The following is an 18,311-nucleotide window of genomic DNA, read 5'->3' on the forward strand; positions in this document are numbered from 1 at the left end:
GTCAGAGCCTGCGAAGCCCACTGAGCACCCTTTCAAGCAAGTTGAGATCCGGCTTTCCGGCATCCAGCGACGGCTGGTGGATCTGCACCAGGCCCTCGGTCGCCATGTCCGCGATCAGCACCCGGGTCACGCCCAGTGGCATGCGCAGCAGGGCGGACAACTCCGCCACCGAGCGCACCTGCTGGGACAACGAGATGATCGCCTGGTACTCCGTGGAGAGCGTGGCGGTGTCCACGCTCATGAAGGTCGCCGAGGAGACCAGGGCCTCCAGAGCGAGCTGCATGCGGGGCGCCGTCCTGCCTCCGGTCACAGCGTACGGACGAATCAGACGATTACGTCCGCTCTTGGCCTGAGGCGTGCTTGGGGGTTCCTCACCCGGGCGCCAACCTGGTGCGTCCATATCACCTCCCTATCGCTGAGCCGACTGCAACTCGGCCCGAAGAGCAGGTGTCAACGCCTGCCCCGCGCGCTCAGCCAGCATGGTCATCTGGTAGGCCACCAGGCCCATGTCACAGTCCGGCGAGGCCAGTACGGCCAGCGCGGAGCCGTCGCTGATCGACATCGTCAGCAGGAGACCCCGCTGCATCTCGATCACGGTCTGCGCGACGGGACCGCCCTCGAAGACCCGGGAGGCTCCCTGGGTCAGGCTGATCAGACCGGCCGTGATCGCGGCGAGCTGGTCGGCGCGGTCCTTCGGGAAGCCCTGCGAGTAGGCCAGCGGAAGACCGTCCGCGGAGACGATCACCGCGTGGGCCACACCGGGCATCTCCTTGACGAACTCGGTGATCAGCCAATTGAAGCCTCGGGCGGCCTGACTGAGTTGGTGGTTCACTGGTTCTCTCCCTCAGCGGCGTTCAACCGCTCGATCATCTCGGCGCGGCCCTGCCGTATGCCTTGCTGGAAACTGGACAGACGACTACGCACCCGCTCCGCCGATATCGGGGGCAGCGGGGCCACCGGAGTGCTCGGGGCCGGGGCGGCCGTTCCGGGCACGAGGTTGGCCTTCGGCACCCGCTTCGGCAGACCCGAACCGGTTACACCGCCCTCGACGGGCTTCTTCGCGACCTCGGCCGCGGCCCATCCCTGGTCGGACGGGGAACTCCACGGCTGCCTCTCCGGCTGCTCCTCCGAAGGAGGCGGTCCCTGGCGCCCCGGCCGCCTGATGGGCAGCACGGGCGACTCCTCCTGGAGCGACCGCTCCGGTGAGGGCGTCTCCTGCCTTTCCTCCTCCGCGGGCTCGGCTTCGGCCTCGGGGTCGGCCACGAGCTCGGCGGAGGTGTTGCGGAACCAGTCCGATCCTACCGCCGCGAAGATCGGCAGGAACTCCTCGGGCTCGGGCTCCGTCGGCGACACCTCGACCGCGGGCAGGGCCTGGGTGTGGTCCGGAACCTCGCGCCTGGGCGGCGTCCACGGGTCGACCGGCGGCATCTCCGGCCATGCGGGCGGCTGCCCGCCCCTCGGTGGTTCGCCTCCCGGGAACGGCGACTGCGTCGTGGAGAACGACGAGTCGGCGGGGAAGGAGGGGTGGGCGGCCGGGAACGAGGGCTCGGCCGGGAAGGACGGCGGCGCCGCGGGGAAGGACGGCTCGGCCAGGAAGGACGACTCCGACTGACGCGGCGGCTGCGCCGTGGGGAAGGACGGGTCCCCCGCCGGGAACGACGGATGCGCCGGCGGGAAGGACGGCGGGGACGGGGTGAGCGGCGAGGCCCACAGGTCCTCGACCGCCGCCGCGGAGACGACCGGCGCCGACCACAGGTCCGCGACCGAGGGGGCCGGGGTCTGCGGGATCGAGGGCTCCGGAGCGGGCGGGACCGGCAGGGACGGCTGGGCGGGCGGGGCCTGCCTGACGGCGCCCATCGAGGGAACGCTCCCGAACGGGTCGGAGCTGGGCGCCCCGCTGAACGGGTCGTTGCCGGACAGGGCCGAGGGGCCGTTCTGACCGGCCATGGCCAGCTGCGGCATGAGCGGCGACTGGGCGACGACCTGCGGGGGAAGCAGCACGACGGCGCTCAGGCCGCCGGTCTCGGGACGGCGCAGCTGGACCCGGATACCGTGACGCATGGCCAGCCGGCCGACCACGAACAGGCCCATTCTGCGGGAGACCGACAGGTCGACCGCGGGGGGCTCGGCCAGACGACGGTTGGCCTCGGCCAGCTCCTCGTCGCTCATGCCGATTCCCGAGTCGGTGACCGCCAGGATGATGGCCCCCGTCTCGTTGGCGTTGCCGCTCACCATGATCTTGGTGTCCTGCGGCGAGAAGAAGATGGCGTTCTCGACGAGCTCCGCGATCAGGTGGACGATGTCGTTGACGGCGGAGCCAACGATCATGGTACCCGCCTCGACCCGCAGGCCGACGCGTTCGTAGTTCTCGACCTCCGACAGGGAGGCTCGCACGACGTCGCTCAGCGGAACCGGCTCACTCCACCTGCGGCTCTGCTCCTGACCCGCGAGGACCAGGAGGTTCTCGGAGTTACGGCGCATGCGGGTGGCCAGGTGGTCCAGCTTGAAGAGGCTGGCCAGCTGGGCGTCGTCCTGCTCGCCCTGCTCCAGGTCGTCGATGAGGTCGATCTGCCGTTCCACGAGCGACTGGGTGCGCCGGGAGAGGTTGATGAACATCGCGTTGACGTTGTTACGCAGCCTGGCCTCGTCGCCCGCCAGGCGGATGGCCTCGCGGTGGATCTCGTCGAAGGCCCGGGCGACTTCCCCGATCTCGTCGCGGGAGTCCACGTCGATGGGGGAGACCTCCACGCTCGGATCGGCCTCACCGGTCTCCCGCAGCACGCGGACGGTCTCCGGCAGCCGGTTGCCGGCCACCTCCAGGGCCTCGCTGCGCAGCTGGCGCAGCGGCCTGACCAGCGTTCCCGCCACCCAGGCGGTGACGAGCAGGATCATGATCAGCAGGACCAGGATCGTCGCACCGGTGACGATGGCGTTCTGCTCCTCGGCGGCCTGCAGCTCCTGGCTTCGGGATGTGACCGAGGCGGCCAGGCTTCGCTCGACGGCGTTCAGTCCGTCGACGAGGGCCGAGGAGGCCTCGTACCAGGCGTTCATGCCCATCTCCCTGGGCAGGCCCAGGTTCTCGCGCATCCGGGAGATGACCAGGGCGCGCATGGCGTCGGCCTTGGAGATCTTCGGGTCGGTGAGCACGTCGTTCAGACGCTTGATGTCCGTCGTCGACGCGGTGGACCGGAAGGTGGACATCGCGTTGAGCTGGCCCTTGTAGGCGCCCAGGAAGTCGGCGGGGTCGTCGAAGTCGAACCGGCCCTCGATGCGGGCGACGAGCAGAATGCCGCGCTGCCTCGCGACCTGCTCTCTTGCCTGGGTGAGGGCGCCGAGCGCGAGGACGTCACCGACCAGACGTTGGTCACGGGCGCTGCGGCCCAGATCGTCGTGTAGCGTCATGAAGTCGGCGATCATGCGCGTGTACATGCCGAGGGCGGCACGAGGAAGCACGTCGCCGCTGGTGAGAGCCTTTCTCAGGCTGAACAGGCCGTTGAGCCAGTTGCGGACCTGGGCGACCTCGGCGACGATGCGCGGCTCCTGGTCGTCGCCCAGGGCGTCGATCGCGGTGAGCACCTTCGTACGGGTCAGGTCGACCCGGCCCTGCATGTCCTTGACCCTGGCCAGGCGCGCCTGCCTGCGCCGGTCGGCGATGTACCAGGCGGTGAGGTCACGCTCGTCGGCCATCTCGTAGGACAGGTCGGTGAGCTGCTCGATGAGCGAGGCGACCTCGGCGTTCTTGCGGTATTCGGTGGCGCCGGTCAGCGAGTTGGTGAGCTGGAGTCCACTCAGCACCACCGCCGCGGCCGTGGGGAGCAGGATCAGCGCGACCAGACGGGGACGCACGCGCCAGTTCGAGGGCAGGAAGCGACTGCCCACCGCTGACTCACGGTGGTTGCGGCGGTCTTGTGTCATCACTGGCCTACGTAACCCCTCGCCGGTTTTGGATACGGCGGTAGCAATTTGAGCACATCCTTTATGTCACTTCGAATGGAGTATGTGCCGCTAAATCCCCACAAAAGGGATATTTGGCGACAAACCTCACGAGGGCCGGAAGGATTCTCTCGCCTCCGGAACCTGGTGCTTGATCATCAAATGGCGCGTAACCGAGTACGCCTGGACCGCCTCCTGACTCATGTCCTTGCCGAAGCCACTGCCCTTGACCCCGCCGTGCGGGGCCTCCGACGCGATGGGCAGATGGTCGTTCACCCAGGTCACACCCACGTCGAGTCGATGGGAGACGCGTAGTGCCCGCGCCACGTCCGTGGACCAGACCGAAGAGGCTAAACCGTACCTGGTGTCGTTGGCCAGCCGTACCGCCTCGTCCTCGTCGTCAAACGGTAGAGCCAGAAGGACCGGTCCGAAAAGCTCTTCTTGGGCGATCTCACTGTCCTGTGTCACTCCCGTGACCAGCGTGGGCGGGTAGTAGAAGCCCGGCCCCTCCTCCGGGACGCCGCCCAGCGCCACCGAGGCGCCCGCGGCGACCGCCCGCTCGACGAAGCCGTGCACGCGTTCGCGGTGCTCACCGGAGATCAGCGGGCCGATGTCGGTCGCCGGGTCCCACGGGTCTCCCGTCCTGATCCCCTCAAGCGTCGCGCGCAGCGCCTCGACGGCCTGGCCGTACACCTCGCGGGCGATGTAGACGCGGGTCGCGGCGGTGCAGTCCTGGCCGGTGTTGTAGGTCGCGCCCATCGCGACCCCCCTGGCCATGTCGGCCAGGTCGGCGTCACCGAAGACCAGCGCGGGCGCCTTGCCGCCGAGTTCCAGGTGGACCTGCTTGGGGAGGACCGCCGCACCGCGCATCACGGCGCGGCCCGTCTCGGTCGAGCCGGTGACGCTCACCAGGTCCACGCCGGGGTCGGCGACCAGCGCCTGGCCCACCTCCGCGCCACCGAGGACGACCTGGAGCAGCCCGTCGGGCGCTCCCGCCCCGGCGAACAGCTCGGCCAGCCGCAGCGTGGTGCCCGGCGTGCGCGGCGCGGGCTTGACGACCACCGCGTTGCCCGCGGCGAGCGCGGGGCCGAGCTTCCACACCGCCATCACCAGCGGGAAGTTCCACGGCGCGATCGCCCCGACGACGCCGACGGGACGGCGCACCAGCACCGAGGTGTAGCCGGGACTGAGCACCCCGGCCCCGGTTCCCTCAAGCGAGCGCGCGGCTCCGGCGAAGAAGCGCAGGTTGTCCACGGCGAAGGGCAGTTCACCCTCGCGGAAGACCGAGGCGGGCTTGCCCGTCTCGCCGACCTCAAGCCGGGTGAGTTCCTGGGCGTCGGCCTCGACCAGGTCGGCGAAACGCAGCAGCACCCTGGCCCGCTCGGCCGCGGTCGCCCCGCTCCACTCCTGGTAGGCCTCACGGGCCCGCCGTACGGCCGCCGCGACCCCGGCCACCGGGGTGTCACGCGCCTCGGACAGGAACTCCCCGGTCGCCGGGTTGATCAACGTGCTCATGGAACTTCTCTCGTCATGTCATGGTGCCGGGGGCGTCAGGCTCCGGCCCGCTCGATCAGGTCGGCGGCCCGGCGCAGGCCGTCGCGGCGGCGGATCTCCTCACCCGCCGCGGCGAGCCGCTCACGCAGCGCGGTGTCACCGAGCAGCCTGTCCAGCGCGCCGGTCAGTTCCTCGTCGGTGAAGGTGTAGGGGGCCAGGCGCACGCCGTAGCCCAGTTCGTCGACGCGCTGGGCGTTGTCGTACTGGTCCCAGAACAGGGGAAGCACGATCATCGGCTTGCCGAAGTGCAGCGCCTCGGTCGTGGTGTTGTTGCCGCCGTGGGTGATGACCAGGTCGACCAGCGGGAGGATCCTGGTCTGCGGCAGGAACTCCGCGCCCCACATGTTCTCCGCGAGCTTGATCTCCTCGTGCAGCGGGCCCTTGGAGACGACGAAGCGGTGCGGCGTCGTGCCCAGCACGTCGATCACCCGCTGCATCAGCGCGACGTCCGCCGAGCCGAGCGAGCCGAGCGAGAAGTAGACGAGGGCGCCCTCCCCCGAGGCCAGCGGCTCGGGCAGCGCGAAGTCCTCGTCGGTCTCGCGCACCGAGGAGTCCAGCCGGTGCCAGGTGTCGCCGAGCGGCCTGTCGCCGGTGTAGTCGAGGACCTCGGGGAAGACGTAGAGGTTCAGGTCACCCTCGTGGACGAAGTCCAGGTCGGGCAGCGGCGGCGCCCCCTGGGCGACGACCCACTCGTTGAAGGAGGTCCACACCTCACGATGGGTCCTGTCGTACTCGGCGCGGAAGGCCTCCCACTCGGAGCGGTCGTCGGCGGGCAGCCCGGAGAAGACCGGCGCCACGCCCTCGCCGCGCACCTCAAGCGGGTTGCAGGAGACGATCCTGACGAACGGTTTGCCCGCGGTGAGCAGCGCGGGAAAAGTGATCACGTTGTCCTCTACGATCACGTCCGGCCTGACGCGCTCGATAATCTCCTTCAACCGCGGTTCGCAGTACTTCACACCGTCGATGAGCGCGTCCCAGATCGGCTTGGTCACCGTCTCAAGCTGCTCGGCGGTCGACTTGCGATATTCCGGTGCGGTGTCCCGGATGAAGTCCTTCCAGAACTGTCCCGGGTCCTGCTCCTCTTCGGCCGGGGGCGCCAGGTCTACCAGGTCCTCCTCGAATCCGAGGGCGGTCAATTTCCCTTTCCATGAAGCTTCAGCTGCGAAAACGACTCGGTGGCCGCGCTTGCGAAGAATGTCACCGATGCCGATGCAGTTGTTCGTGGGTCCGTAGGCGCTTTCCGGCATGAACAGGATCGTGAGTGACATCACGCCTCCAAGTGACTGGGAGTTATGCGGCTTGAAGAATGATTCAATACTTGCTCTAGCTAAAACGCTAGGAAACGGTCACTATGGACCCCGGTACTGAACCGGGTCCCGAACGAGTGGGGGAATATGACGCGCAAGAGACGGGCGGATCGGCGCCTCGATCTCATCGCCGCCGCACACCGGGCGATCATCCGGCACGGCACCGAGGGGGTGCACCTCAACCACGTCGCCGAGGAGGCCGGTCTGACCTCCGGCGCCGTGCTGTACCACTACCCCCAGCTCGGCGAACTGCTGGTCGACGCGCACCACGCCGGCATGGAGCGCTTCTACGAGCAGCGGATCAAGCGGATCAGCGGCATGCGCGACCCCGTCGAGAAGCTTGTCGTGACCATCCGCTCCGGCCTGCCACACGGTCCCGACGATCCGGAGGTCCGGCTGCTCAACGAGCTCGGCGGAGCCGCGCCCCGCAACAGGATGTACGCCCTGCTGCTCACCACGCTCTACGACCGCCAGGTCTCGATGTACCAGAGCATCCTGGAGACCGGAGCCGCGCTGGGGACCTTCACCCTGTCCGACGACTCCCTGGTCATCGCGCGCAACCTCGTCGCGCTCGAAGACGCGTACGGTTACCGCATAACGGCCCGCCACCCGGTGATCGGCCCGGATGAGGCGGCGGAGCTGATCCTCGCCTACGCCAGGACCGCCACGAACAACCCGCTCAAGACGTCTCATTGAGGGATCAGCACCCCGTCCTCCGCCGCCCAGGTGAGGGTCACCGAAGACCCCACCTGGACCCGCGTCGCCCCCTGCGTCGCCACAAGGACCACGCCGTCGCGACCGGGCACGAGAACCGAGACGTGTGACACGCCGCCGTAGAAGCTGACATCGGCCACCCTCCCCCGCAACGCTCCGGCAGCCTCAGTGGCCTCAGAAGGCGTGTTGTCCACATCCGGGCCCTTGTCAGCGGATGCCGTCCCTTGGCCCTCAGTGACGACCTCAGCGTCCTGCAGGGCATCCTGCGCCGCCTGCCCGGTGTCACCGGAGGCGTTCTCCCGCTCGGCGGTCCCGGAGGCGTCGTCACCGCCGTTCTCAGAGAGCCGCTCAGCGCCGTTTTCCGCGTCCTCGCCCACGCCGTCGCCGCTCACGGAGGCGCTCTCGGCAGTGCTCTCGGCAGTGCTCTGGACGACGCTTTCGACGGTGCTCTCGACGGCGTCACCCGGATCCGGCGCCACGGGTTCCGCGACCTCCGTGAGCCTGATCCGCTCCGGCCGTACGGCCAGCAGCGCCGCCGCCCCCTCGGGCAGCCCGTCCGGCCCGGCCAGCACGCCGACTCCCTCGCAGGTCAGCCCGCCCGCGCAGGCCGTACCCGTGAAGAGGTTGTTGGCCCCGACGAACCCGGCGACGAACGGCGTCGCGGGCCGTTCGTACAGCGTGACCGGGGCGTCCACCTGCTCGACCCGGCCCGCGGACAGGACGGCGATCCGGTCGGCGAGCGACATCGCCTCCTCCTGGTCGTGGGTGACCACGACGAAGGTGATCCCGACCTCGTGCTGGAGCCGCTTGAGTTCGAGCTGCATCTCGGCGCGGACCTTCTTGTCCAGCGCGGAGAGCGGTTCGTCCAGCAGCAGCAGCCTGGGCCGTTTCACGATCGCCCTGGCCAGCGCGACCCGTTGCCGCTGGCCTCCGGAGAGCCTGTCCGGCCTGCGGCCCGCCGTCTCGGCCAGGCCGACCTTCTCCAGGACCTCGGCCACCCGTTCCCGGATCTCGGCCTTGGGCAGCCGCTCCCGCTCAAGGCCGTAGGCGACGTTCTTAGCCACGGTCATGTGCGGGAACAGCGCGTACGACTGGAACATGAGGTTGACCGGGCGGCGGTGGGCGGCCTGGGTGATCAGGTCGGCGCCGTCGAGGGTGACGGTGCCCGCGTCCGGCGTCTCGAAGCCCGCCAGGATCCGCAGCAGGGTGGTCTTGCCGCAGCCGCTCGGGCCGAGCAGCGCGAAGAACTCGCCCTGGCGGATCTCCAGGGAGACCCCCGACAGCGCCGTGACGTCGCCGAAACGGCGGCTGACATCTGTGATCTGCAGCATCAGGACAGTGACTCCGTCAGTCGGGTCATCCGCTGGGCCGCGATCACCACCGTGAAGCTCACGGCCAGCAGCAGCGTCGCCAGCGCGTTGATCTCCGGGGTGACCCCGAAGCGGACCATTGAGTAGATGACGATGGGCAGGGTCGGCGTGGTCGGCGCCGCGGTGAAGAAGGCGATCACGAACTCGTCGACGGAGAGTGTGAACGCCAGCAGCGCGCCCGCCACGATGCCCGGCGCGAGCTGCGGCAACGTGACACGCACGAACGTGGTGAACGGCGAGGCGCCCAGGTCCTGCGACGCCTCCTCAAGGGAGTCGTCCACGTGGGTGAGCCGGGTGCGCACGACCGCCGTCACGAACGCCATGCCGAAGACCGTGTGCGCGAGCAGCACCGAGTGCAGGCCGAGCGTCATCCTGACCGCCGCGTAGAAGACCAGCAGCCCGATGGCCAGCACCAGGTCGGGCAGTACGGCCGGCAGCACACCGAGCGTGTCGAGCACCCGTGACCTGGTGTACCTGGCCAGGCCGACGGCGAGCAGGGTGCCGAGCACGGTCGCGAGCACCGTCGATCCCGCGGCCACGATCAGCGTGTTGACCAGGCCCTCGCGTACCAGGGCGTTCCCGGCGAGCTTGCCGTACCACTTCAGGCTGAGGCCGGTGAAGGAGTAGGGCGACCTCCCCGCGTTGAACGACATGACGACGAGCACGACGATCGGCGTGTAGAGGAACACATAGGTCGCCCAGAAGGGGACGTGGAGGAGACGCGGTCTACGCACGGCGGGCACTCCATGCCTGCAGGAGGAGCAGGACGACCAGCACCGCGAGCAGCGCCAGCGTGAGGGCGGACCCGAACGGCCAGTCCCGCGCGGTGAGGAACTGGTCCCTGATCAGGTTGCCGACCATGATCGAACGTCCGCCGCCGAGCAGTTCGGGGATGACGAAGTTCCCGAAGCTCGGGACGAACACGAACAGGCAGCCGGTCAGGACGCCGGGCAGCGTCAGCGGCAACGTCACCGAGAGGAACGTGCGGGCGGGCCTGGCCCCGAGGTTGGCCGAGGCCTCGGCCAGGCGGGGGTCGAGCCGCTCGATCGCCGCGTACAGCGGCAGCACCATCAGCGGCAGGTAGGAGTAGACCAGCCCGACGACGACGGTGCCCTGGTTGTACAGGAACTCGAAGGGGCCGAGACCGAGCCTGCCCAGGGCGGAGTTGACCAGCCCGGGGCCGCTCAGCAGCACGATCCAGGCGTAGACCCTGATCAGCAGGTTCGTCCAGAAGGGCAGCACGATCGCCACCAGCGCGACCGTCTTCCATTTCCTGGGAAGCCTGGCGATCAGATACGCCGTCGGGTAGCCGAGCAGCAACGCGACCAGCGTGGCGATCAGGGCCGTCCGCAGCGAGCCGAGCAGGATGTCGAGGTAGATCGGATCGGCCAGGCGCACGAGGTTGTCCGCACTGGCCTCGTAGATGACCCCGCCGAAGCGCCCCCTGCGGAACAGGGAGAAGCTCAGGACCGTCACCAGCGGGATCAGCAGCAGGACGATCAGGTAGGCCAGCCCAGGCCCGAGGAAGGCGAGCCGCTCCGCCAGACGTGACCGGCGCGACCGGGAGTTGACGGTCGCGCCGGAGACGGCGGGGGCTGTCACTGCGCTGCCTTGACCTCGGTGGCGAGTCGGGTGTACTTCGCGGAGTCATCGCCCAGGTCGACGATGGACTCGCCGGCGAGCAGCTGGGACGGGGTCATCTGCAGCGGCGCGTTCTTCTGCTTGAGCTCGGCGGGCAGCGCGTCCATGGCGGCCTTGTTCGGAACCTTGTAGAGGATGTTCCGCGCGGCCCAGCCGTGGATCTTCGGGTCCAGGATGAAGTTGATGAAGGCGTGCGCCGCCTCCTTGTTCTTGGAGCCGCGCAGCACGACCATGGTGTCGACCCACAGGTCGCTGCCCTCTCTGGGCACCACGAACTTGATGTTCTTCTCCGAGGTGGGGCACCAGCCGTCCCACGCCTCGACCATGACGGCCTCACCGCTCTTGAGGCGGTCGCCGAAGGTGACGTCGTCGTAGCCGAGCAGGTTCGGCTTGGCGGCGACCAGCTTCTCCTTGACCTTGGCCAGGTCCTGGTCGTTGCGGGTGTTGACGGACATCCCGAGCGCCTTGACGGCGGGCAGTGCCAGCCAGCGCTCGGTGGTCATCATGGTGACCTTCTTCCTGGCGTCCTCCGGCGGGCTGAGGATGTCGTTCCAGCTCGTCGGCGGCGTCTTCAGCAGGTCACTGCGGTAGCAGATGCCGGTCGTCCCCCAGGTGTAGGGGACGGAGAAGGCGTTGCCCGGGTCGAAGGCGAGCTCCTTGGCCTCGGGGTAGAGGTTGGCCAGGTTGGGGATGAGCTCGGGGTGGATCGGTTCGAGCAGGCCCGCAGCGTTGAGCGCCTGGGCGTACTGGCCGGAGACGAAGGCCACGTCGATACCGGTGTCGGCGCCCCCGGTCAGCTTGCCCATGATGATCTCGTTGGTGTCGTGCGTGGCCACCTTGAGCTTGAACCTGAGCTTCTCCTCGACCCGCGCGGCCAGGTCCTCGGGGGTATAACCCGGCCACACCGAGATGGTCACACTCTGCTTGGACAGGTTCGCGTTGGGGTTGAGCTGCTCCGCCGACGCCGAGGGAGTCGCCTCGGGAAGGGCCGCCGTGGTTCCTCCGCCGCAGGCCGATACGGCTAATGCGAGACCGGCCACCAGGGTGACAGCCGGAAGACGACGGGGGTACCGGGCACGGGACACGGCCGCTACTCCTTCAGTTTTCGGGATAAGTGGTGGACACCGACCGTTACGGACACGGCAGACCAAACCAGGAGTGTTGCAGCCAACCATAACTTGGGCAAGACTTTGCGCGTCATCACCCCTGGAAAGTTTGGTCCGCCTGTTGCACTCCACTTCAATCTGGACTCGGCTGAACACCGTGCCACAGGCGGGAGACGGCCGCAGTCACGCGCTGGTCGAGGCTCTGAACAGCGAGATTCCCCCTCCCTTCACGGTCAGGAGATTCGGCCCTCTCCCCTTCGCCCCGATCTCCGACTTTTCAACAGGAGTTCAACTAACGGCCTCCCGTGTTATGGGTTCCGGCGCCGAGCGAGGGGTCGGCGTGGACCAGACCAACCACTCGGTGGTCGTCGGGGAGAGCGTGGTCGTCAAGTGGTTCACTCCGCCCGCCCCGCTCCCCCAGCCCGCCCCTGACGTGCTCGCCCATCTCGCGGAGACCGGTTTCACCGCGACCGCGACGCCGTACGCGGCGCTCTGCCGGGAGGGGAGGCTGCTCGCCCTGGTCACCGCCTACCTCCCCGGCGCGGTGGACGGCTGGCAGTGGTGCGTCGAGGAGGCCGCCGCGGGCCGTACGGCCTTCGCCGCCGACCTGGGCGCGCTGGCCGCCGACCTGCACGCGGCGCTCGCCACCCCCTCCGCGACCTTCCCCGACCCGGTACGGCGGGCGCACGACCTGGGGCGGGACCTGGCCGCCCGCGCCGAGAAGGCCCTGCGGGAGGCGCTCGCCCTGACCGGGGACACAGGGGACACAGCCGGGGACACGGACGAGGACACGGACGGGCGCTGGCTGCGCGAGCGCGCCGACGCGCTGCGCGCCGGGCTGGCGCCGCTGGCCTCGACCGGCCCGACGCCGCTCGTGCGCGTCCACGGCGACCTGCACGTGGGACAGATCCTGCGCTGGCGGGAGGGGTACGCGGTGATCGACTTCGACGGCAACCCCACCGTCACCGAGGCGGACCTCCACCAGCCCGTGGCCCGTGACCTGGCCCAGCTCACCACCAGCCTGGAGCACGCCGGGCAGGTCGCCGTCAGACGCCGCGGCGCCGACCCGTCGGCGACCGGCCGGTGGGCGGCCGAGGCCGTCGCCGTCCTCGGGGAGGCCTACCTGACCCGGCTGGCGGAGCACGGCCACGCCGGCCTGCTGGACCGTTCCCTGCTCCACCCGTTCGAGATCGAGCAGGAGTGCCGGGAGCTGATCTACGCCGCCCGGCACCTGCCCCGCTGGCGGTACGCCCCGATGGGCGTCCTGCGCTCCCGTTACCCGTGACAGCGCCCACCCGTGACAAACGCGTATGCGTCACCCGTGACGACGCGCGAGCCGACGCCCTACGAGCCGACCAGGAGAGACCGTGAATCCCGAGCTGTACCTCGCCGACCTGGAGGCCAAGCCCGCCGCGCTGGCCGACCTCGCCGGGCTCCTCGCCGAGACCGACCCCTTCGCCGGGCTCCCCGGCCGGATCGGGCGGGTGCTCCTGCTGGGCATGGGCAGCTCACGGTACGCCGCGGGGGTCGCCGCGCTGCGGCTGCGGGCGGCGGGGGTCGAGGCGGTCGCCGAGTACGCCTCCGGTGACCTGCTACCCCCGGCCCTCCCGGACACCCTGGTCGTCGCGATCTCCGCGACCGGCGGCAGCCGGGAGACCCTCGACGCGCTGGCCCGTTACCGGGGACGGTCCTTCGTGCTGGCGATGACCAACACCCCGGGCTCCCCGGTCACCGAGGGGGCCGACCTGGTGGTGCCGATGGCGGCGGGCGAGGAACGCGGTGGCGTCGCCTGCCGGACCTTCCAGCACACCCTGGCCCTGCTGCTGGCCCTGCGCGACCGTCTCACCGGCACCGGCACCGGTGTGCCCGCGCTGCTGCGCCGTACCGCCGAGGCCACCGGCGACCTGCTCGAACGCCGTGACCTGTGGCTTGAGACGGCGGCCGAGCTGCTCGACGGGCCGGACGGCGTCCACACGATCGCCCCCGTCGAGCGCCTGTCCTCGGCCGAGCAGTCGGCGCTGATGTTCCGGGAGGGACCGCGCCGGGCGGCCGACGCCTGCGAGAGCGGCGACTGGTCCCACGTGGACGTCTACCTCACCAAGACCCTCGACTACCGCGCGCTGCTGTTCCCCGGCTCGCGCTACGACGACCAGGCGATGGAGTGGATCACCCGGCGCGGCTCGGCCGTCCTGGCGGTCGGCGGTGAGGTGCCCGGCGCCAGGGCGAGTGTGCGCTACCGGCACGACGACGACCGGGACGTCGCCCTGCTCACCGAGACCCTCGTTGCGGAGCTGGTCGCCGCGCGCTGGTGGCTCGCGGGAGCCCTCGCGGAAGCCTGAGCCGGGTCAGAGGCGGTGCAGCCCGCTGAGGACCCGTTCGAGGGTGGCCAGGTCGGGACCGCCCGCCTCGCCCCTGGGACGGTGCACGCGCACCAGCCCCTCCGCCTCCATGTCGGAGATCAGGACCCGGGCCACGCCGAGGGGAACGCCCAGCAGGGCCGAGATCTCGGCGACCGAGCGGACCTGGTGGCACAGCTCGCTGATCGCGCGGTACTCCCGGACGTAGGACAGGCCGAGCCTGGCCGAGGTGGCCGAGGAGACCAGGGCCTCCATGGCGAGCCCGGCCGAGGGCGTCGTCCTTCCCCCGGTCACGGCGTACATCCTGACCAGGGAACTCTCCTCCTCGGCCGGTTCGGCGGGCCGTTCGCCGTACCAGGGGTCGTGTCCCGCCATGGCTCAGCTCTCCCGTTTCGGGAGTTCGTTGCGGGCCCTGCGCACCCCGTCCTGGAAGCTCGACATCCGGGTGCGCGCCAGGTCGGCCGACCTGGCGTGCCTGGCCGGGGGCGGGCCGCCCGGGGGGCCGGCGACGGAGCCCGGCACCAGGTTCGCCCGCGGGGTACGGCGCGGCAGGCCGGAGGAGGTCGTCCCCCCGAGGGCCGGGTCGCCTGCGACCTTGGCCGCCTGCCAGCCGTCGTCCCCCGGGGAGGACCACGATCCCGGCTCTCCCGCCGCGATCGGGACCTCTCCCGTCGATCCCGGACCTCCCGTCGAGGCCGAGCCGGAGAACGGGGGCGCGGCTCCGGCGCGGAACCAGCCCGACTCGACCGAGGCGAAGATCGGCAGGAACTCCTCCTCCTGCGCCGGGACCCCGGTGCCGGGCAGCGGCGCGACGGCCTCCTCGGACACGACCGCGGGCGCCGCGAGGACCGCCGCCCCGTTGTGCGTGGTGACCGAGGTCAGGAGTGTCTCGGGCAGCAGGACCATGGCGGTCAGGCCCATCGCCTCCTGCGGGCGGAGCTGGACGCGGATGCCGTGCTTGAACGCGAGACGGCCGACCACGAACAGGCCCATGCGGCGCGCGGTCGAGGCGTCGGCGCCCTGCGGGCCCGCCAGGCGCCGGTTCACCTCGGCGAGTTCCTCCGGCGTCATGCCGATGCCCTGGTCGGCCACCGAGATCATCACGCCCCCGCCGTCGATGACGCCGCTGGAGACCACGACCGGGTTCTCCTTCGGGGAGAAGGACAGCGCGTTCTCCAGCAGTTCGGCGAGCAGGTGGACCACGTCGCTGACCGCGGGGCCGATGACCGCGGCCTCCGCCTGGACGCGGATCGTCACCCGGTCGTAGTTCTCCACCTCCGACAGCGAGGCGCGGACCACGTCCATCAGCTCGACGGGGGTCCGCCAGCGCCGTGCGACCTCCTGACCGGCCAGGACGAGGAGGTTCTCGCTGTTGCGGCGCATCCGGGTCGCGAGGTGGTCGAGTTTGAACAGGTCGGCCAGGCGCCGGTCGTCGCGTTCGCCGCGTTCGAGCCGTTCGACCAGGGTGAGCTGGCGTTCGACCAGGGTCTGGCTGCGGCGGGAGAGGTTGACGAACATCGCGTTGACGGTGGTGCGCAGCCTGGCCTCCTCCCCCGCCAGCCGTACCGCCTCCCGGTGGACCTCGTCGAAGGCGCGGGCGACCTCGCCGATCTCGTCGCGGGACAGCACGCCGACCGGGACGACCTCGGCGGCGACCTCGCCGTCACGTGACTCGCGCACCTGCTGGACGTAGGCGGGCAGCCGGTCCTCGGCGATCCGCAGCGCCTCCCTCCGCAGCCGCCGCAGCGGCTTGACCAGCGAGCGCGCGACCCCGGTGGTGATCAGGAGCACGACCAGCAGCAGACCGGCGACGCCTGCGGCCGTCAGCAGGGCGCGGCTCTGCTCGGCGGCGCCGAGTTCCTGGCTGCGGGCGACGATGGCCTGGGTGTGCCGTCGTTCGATCTCGCGCATCCGGTCGATGGTGACGGTCGCCGCGTCGTACCACTCCTTGGCGTCGTCCTTCCTCGCCAGGTCGAGGCCTTTGAGGGAGGCGCCGGAGGAGGCTCGCAGCAGCACCAGTTCGCGGAGGAACTCGGCCCGGTCGGCGGTACGGCCGTCGGCGGTCTCGCCGAACAGGCGGCGTTCCTCGCTTCCGGCCTCGACGGCGAAGGCCCGGCGCGCGTTGCGTTCCTCGGAGAGCGCGCCGAGGAACCTCTCCATCTGGTCCTGTTCGAACCGGCCCGCGACCAGGACGACGGACAGCAGCGCCCGTTGCAGCGACAGGGCCTCCTTCGCCCTGGCCAGCGCCCCGAGGGTCAGCGCCTGGCCGAACAGCGCGTCGTCGTCGCTGCCCTTGCCGAGTTCGTCGTGGAGGGACAGCAGGTCGCCGATGACCAGGGTGTAGGCGTCCACGGCCGCGTCCGGCAGCAGCGAGGGGCCCATCGCCCGGTCCCGCAGCGGGCCGAGGTCGTCCAGCCGGGTGATCACGGTCTCGACCTCGTCCCTGGTCCGGCCGCCGACCGCGGTCCTGAGCAGGGCCGCGCCGTCCCGCACGCCCGTCGCCTCGGCGTCGACCGCCTCCATCTGCCGCCGTACGGCCTGCGTCTGACGCTGCGGACGGCCCTGGGCGACGTACCAGGAGGTCAGGTCCCGTTCCTGGGCCAGCGCGTGGGTGAGTGCCCCGATGTGGTCGGAGAGTCTGGCCAGGTCGTTGACCCGCTGGTAGTCGGTGGAGGCGCGCAGGGAGGCGGCGACCTGGATTCCGCCGAGCAGCACCGCCGCCGCCGTGGGAACCAGGATGAGCGCGACGAGCCTGGAGCGCACCCGCCAGTTCCGCAGGCGGAGGCCGCTGCCCGCCCCCTCGATCTTGTGTGTACTCACCGAACGCTGCCTCTCGGTGGACGAATACCGGCCGAATTTCCCACGGCCCCGGCAATTCGAGCACATCTCAACCTATTGGGCCAATCGAACACACCTTCATGAATGACTACTTATGGGACCACACCCCGGAAGTATCAATCCTCATTTCCAGACTGGAATCCTCGTTACGGACATCCTTATATATCCATTACGTTTTTATGCGTCACTTGACCGTTTACACCGTTCCAGTCAACAATTAAGGACAGCCGTTTAAACCACAAAACATCTCCAGAAGGCCACATCATTGTAATTGGCGATATTTCCCTCATATCTTGACTCACTACGTCCTTGGCCCACCGAATCCGGATGTCAGGTTGGAGGAGTCAGTGGTCCCGTCCGGCGGTGCCGCGATCGAGGTGCGCGGGCTGTGGAAGATCTTCGGCCCCGGCGCCGACCGCCTTCCCCGCGACCTCCTCACCCGCCTGTCCCCTACCGAGCTCAGGGAGCGCACCGGCTGCGTCGCCGCGGTCAGGGACGTCACCCTCTCGGTACGGCCCGGCGAGGCGTTCGTCGTGATGGGCCTGTCGGGCAGCGGGAAGTCCACCCTGATCCGGTGCCTGACCCGGCTGGTCGAGCCGAGCGCCGGAGAGATCACGATCGCCGGGCAGGATGTGCGCACCGCCTCCCCCACGCAGCTCAGGCAGCTGCGGCGGCACCGGGTGAGCATGGTCTTCCAGCACTTCGGCCTGCTGCCGCACCGGGGGGTCCTCGACAACATCGCCTACGGCCTGGAGATCCAGGGCGTCCCCAGGGCCAGGCGGCGGCGCAGAGCGGGGGAGCTGCTGTCCCTGGTCGGCCTCGACGGCTTCGCCGACGCCCGGCCCGACACGCTCTCCGGCGGCATGCGGCAGCGGGTCGGCCTGGCCAGGGCGCTGGCCTGCGAGCCCGAGGTGCTGTTGTTCGACGAGCCCTTCAGCGCGCTCGACCCGCTGATCCGCAGGGACATGCAGGCCGAGGTCACCCGCCTGCACCGCGAGGCCGGCACGACCATGGTGTTCGTCACCCACGACCTGTCCGAGGCGCTCAGGCTGGGCGAACGCATCGCGATCATGCGGGACGGCGGGATCGTCCAGCTCGGCACCCCCGAGGAACTGGTCGGCACCCCGGCCGACGGCCACGTGGCCGCCTTCGTCAGGGACGTGCCCAGGGGCGAGGTGCTCTCGCTGCGCTGGATCTGCCGCCGCCCGCGTGACGGCGAGCGCCTCGACGGCCCGCCCCTGCCCTCGGGGACCGTCATCCGCGACGCGGTGCCGACCGCGATGGGGACGGCGCTGCCGATCGTCGTCGTCGAGGACGGCCGGGCCGTCGGCGTCGTCGACCGGCTCGACCTGCTGTCCGCGATGAGCGGCCTGCCCGGCACGGGAACGGCGACGGGAACGGGCCGCGTGTGACCTCCTCCCCTTTACGCTCCCCCTTGAGCTCCTCCGTGCGAGCCGCCCCGGCCCCGCCCGCCGTACCGGCGCTCACCGC

15 protein-coding genes are annotated in these 18,311 nt (G+C 70.1%); 4 read left to right on the forward strand and 11 right to left on the reverse strand.

Features of this window, described 5'->3' with window-relative positions; translation table 11 throughout:
- Position 1 precedes the first annotated feature (1 nt).
- The 5 genes from ACFOYY_RS25895 to ACFOYY_RS25915 form a co-directional block, all read right to left on the reverse strand.
- Positions 2 to 400, reverse strand: coding sequence for a DUF742 domain-containing protein (locus ACFOYY_RS25895; RefSeq protein ID WP_352009542.1), 399 nt, complete (start codon positions 398 to 400; stop codon positions 2 to 4).
- Between the two features lie 9 nt (positions 401 to 409).
- Positions 410 to 832, reverse strand: a complete 423-nt coding sequence (locus ACFOYY_RS25900) for a roadblock/LC7 domain-containing protein (RefSeq protein ID WP_184713289.1) — start codon at positions 830 to 832, stop codon at positions 410 to 412.
- Complete coding sequence (locus ACFOYY_RS25905) at positions 829 to 3,915, reverse strand: sensor histidine kinase (RefSeq protein ID WP_352009543.1); 3,087 nt, start codon at positions 3,913 to 3,915, stop codon at positions 829 to 831. The genes ACFOYY_RS25900 and ACFOYY_RS25905 overlap by 4 nt, the downstream gene beginning before the upstream one ends.
- Before the next feature lie 126 nt (positions 3,916 to 4,041).
- Complete coding sequence (locus ACFOYY_RS25910; RefSeq protein WP_352009544.1) at positions 4,042 to 5,448, reverse strand: aldehyde dehydrogenase family protein; 1,407 nt, start codon at positions 5,446 to 5,448, stop codon at positions 4,042 to 4,044.
- A gap of 35 nt (positions 5,449 to 5,483) precedes the next feature.
- A complete protein-coding gene (locus ACFOYY_RS25915) occupies positions 5,484 to 6,623 on the reverse strand; it encodes a glycosyltransferase (protein ID WP_362776955.1) in 1,140 nt (379 codons plus the stop codon).
- A 258-nt stretch (positions 6,624 to 6,881) separates the two neighbouring features.
- Between ACFOYY_RS25915 and ACFOYY_RS25920 the strand changes: the two genes are divergently transcribed.
- Positions 6,882 to 7,490: a TetR/AcrR family transcriptional regulator gene (locus ACFOYY_RS25920; protein ID WP_352009546.1), complete on the forward strand. Its 609-nt coding sequence runs from the start codon at positions 6,882 to 6,884 to the stop codon at positions 7,488 to 7,490.
- Here ACFOYY_RS25920 and ACFOYY_RS25925 read toward each other — a convergent pair.
- Genes ACFOYY_RS25925 through ACFOYY_RS25940 form a run of 4 tightly spaced genes read right to left on the reverse strand, consistent with a single transcriptional unit; the run spans position 7,484 to position 11,604 of the window.
- Positions 7,484 to 8,839, reverse strand: a complete 1,356-nt coding sequence (locus ACFOYY_RS25925; protein WP_386192878.1) for a polyamine ABC transporter ATP-binding protein — start codon at positions 8,837 to 8,839, stop codon at positions 7,484 to 7,486. The genes ACFOYY_RS25920 and ACFOYY_RS25925 overlap by 7 nt on opposite strands.
- A complete protein-coding gene (locus ACFOYY_RS25930; protein WP_386192881.1) occupies positions 8,839 to 9,612 on the reverse strand; it encodes an ABC transporter permease in 774 nt (257 codons plus the stop codon). The genes ACFOYY_RS25925 and ACFOYY_RS25930 overlap by 1 nt, the downstream gene beginning before the upstream one ends.
- On the reverse strand, positions 9,605 to 10,480 hold the full coding sequence (locus tag ACFOYY_RS25935) for an ABC transporter permease (protein ID WP_352009549.1): 876 nt from the start codon (positions 10,478 to 10,480) through the stop codon (positions 9,605 to 9,607). Before ACFOYY_RS25935 ends, ACFOYY_RS25930 begins: the two co-directional genes overlap by 8 nt.
- A complete protein-coding gene (locus tag ACFOYY_RS25940; protein WP_352009550.1) occupies positions 10,477 to 11,604 on the reverse strand; it encodes a polyamine ABC transporter substrate-binding protein in 1,128 nt (375 codons plus the stop codon). Before ACFOYY_RS25940 ends, ACFOYY_RS25935 begins: the two co-directional genes overlap by 4 nt.
- Positions 11,605 to 11,965: 361 nt before the next feature.
- Between ACFOYY_RS25940 and ACFOYY_RS25945 the strand changes: the two genes are divergently transcribed.
- Positions 11,966 to 12,910: a hypothetical protein gene (locus ACFOYY_RS25945; protein ID WP_386192885.1), complete on the forward strand. Its 945-nt coding sequence runs from the start codon at positions 11,966 to 11,968 to the stop codon at positions 12,908 to 12,910.
- An 82-nt stretch (positions 12,911 to 12,992) separates the two neighbouring features.
- Positions 12,993 to 13,964: an SIS domain-containing protein gene (locus tag ACFOYY_RS25950; protein WP_386192888.1), complete on the forward strand. Its 972-nt coding sequence runs from the start codon at positions 12,993 to 12,995 to the stop codon at positions 13,962 to 13,964.
- 6 nt (positions 13,965 to 13,970) lie between these two features.
- On the opposite strand, the gene ACFOYY_RS25955 is transcribed toward ACFOYY_RS25950, so the two are convergent.
- A complete protein-coding gene (locus ACFOYY_RS25955) occupies positions 13,971 to 14,357 on the reverse strand; it encodes a DUF742 domain-containing protein (RefSeq protein ID WP_352009553.1) in 387 nt (128 codons plus the stop codon).
- A gap of 3 nt (positions 14,358 to 14,360) precedes the next feature.
- Positions 14,361 to 16,802, reverse strand: a complete 2,442-nt coding sequence (locus ACFOYY_RS25960; RefSeq protein WP_386192891.1) for a sensor histidine kinase — start codon at positions 16,800 to 16,802, stop codon at positions 14,361 to 14,363.
- A gap of 353 nt (positions 16,803 to 17,155) precedes the next feature.
- On the opposite strand from ACFOYY_RS25960, the gene ACFOYY_RS25965 reads away from it, so the two are divergent.
- On the forward strand, positions 17,156 to 18,232 hold the full coding sequence (locus ACFOYY_RS25965) for a quaternary amine ABC transporter ATP-binding protein (protein WP_386192893.1): 1,077 nt from the start codon (positions 17,156 to 17,158) through the stop codon (positions 18,230 to 18,232).
- Positions 18,233 to 18,311: the final 79 nt, after the last annotated feature.

Source organism: Streptosporangium jomthongense (assembly GCF_042650425.1).
Lineage (GTDB): Bacteria > Actinomycetota > Actinomycetes > Streptosporangiales > Streptosporangiaceae > Streptosporangium.

What these genes read in the sequence shown, in the direction of transcription:
- ACFOYY_RS25905 (WP_352009543.1), bottom strand. Translation starts at nt 3,915, where the DNA reads ATGACACAAGACCGCCGCAACCACCGTGAGTCAGCGGTGGGCAGTCGC.
- ACFOYY_RS25895 (WP_352009542.1), bottom strand. Translation starts at nt 400, where the DNA reads ATGGACGCACCAGGTTGGCGCCCGGGTGAGGAACCCCCAAGCACGCCT.
- ACFOYY_RS25955 (WP_352009553.1), bottom strand. Translation starts at nt 14,357, where the DNA reads ATGGCGGGACACGACCCCTGGTACGGCGAACGGCCCGCCGAACCGGCC.
- ACFOYY_RS25925 (WP_386192878.1), bottom strand. Translation starts at nt 8,839, where the DNA reads ATGCTGCAGATCACAGATGTCAGCCGCCGTTTCGGCGACGTCACGGCG.
- ACFOYY_RS25910 (WP_352009544.1), bottom strand. Translation starts at nt 5,448, where the DNA reads ATGAGCACGTTGATCAACCCGGCGACCGGGGAGTTCCTGTCCGAGGCG.
- ACFOYY_RS25920 (WP_352009546.1), top strand. Translation starts at nt 6,882, where the DNA reads ATGACGCGCAAGAGACGGGCGGATCGGCGCCTCGATCTCATCGCCGCC.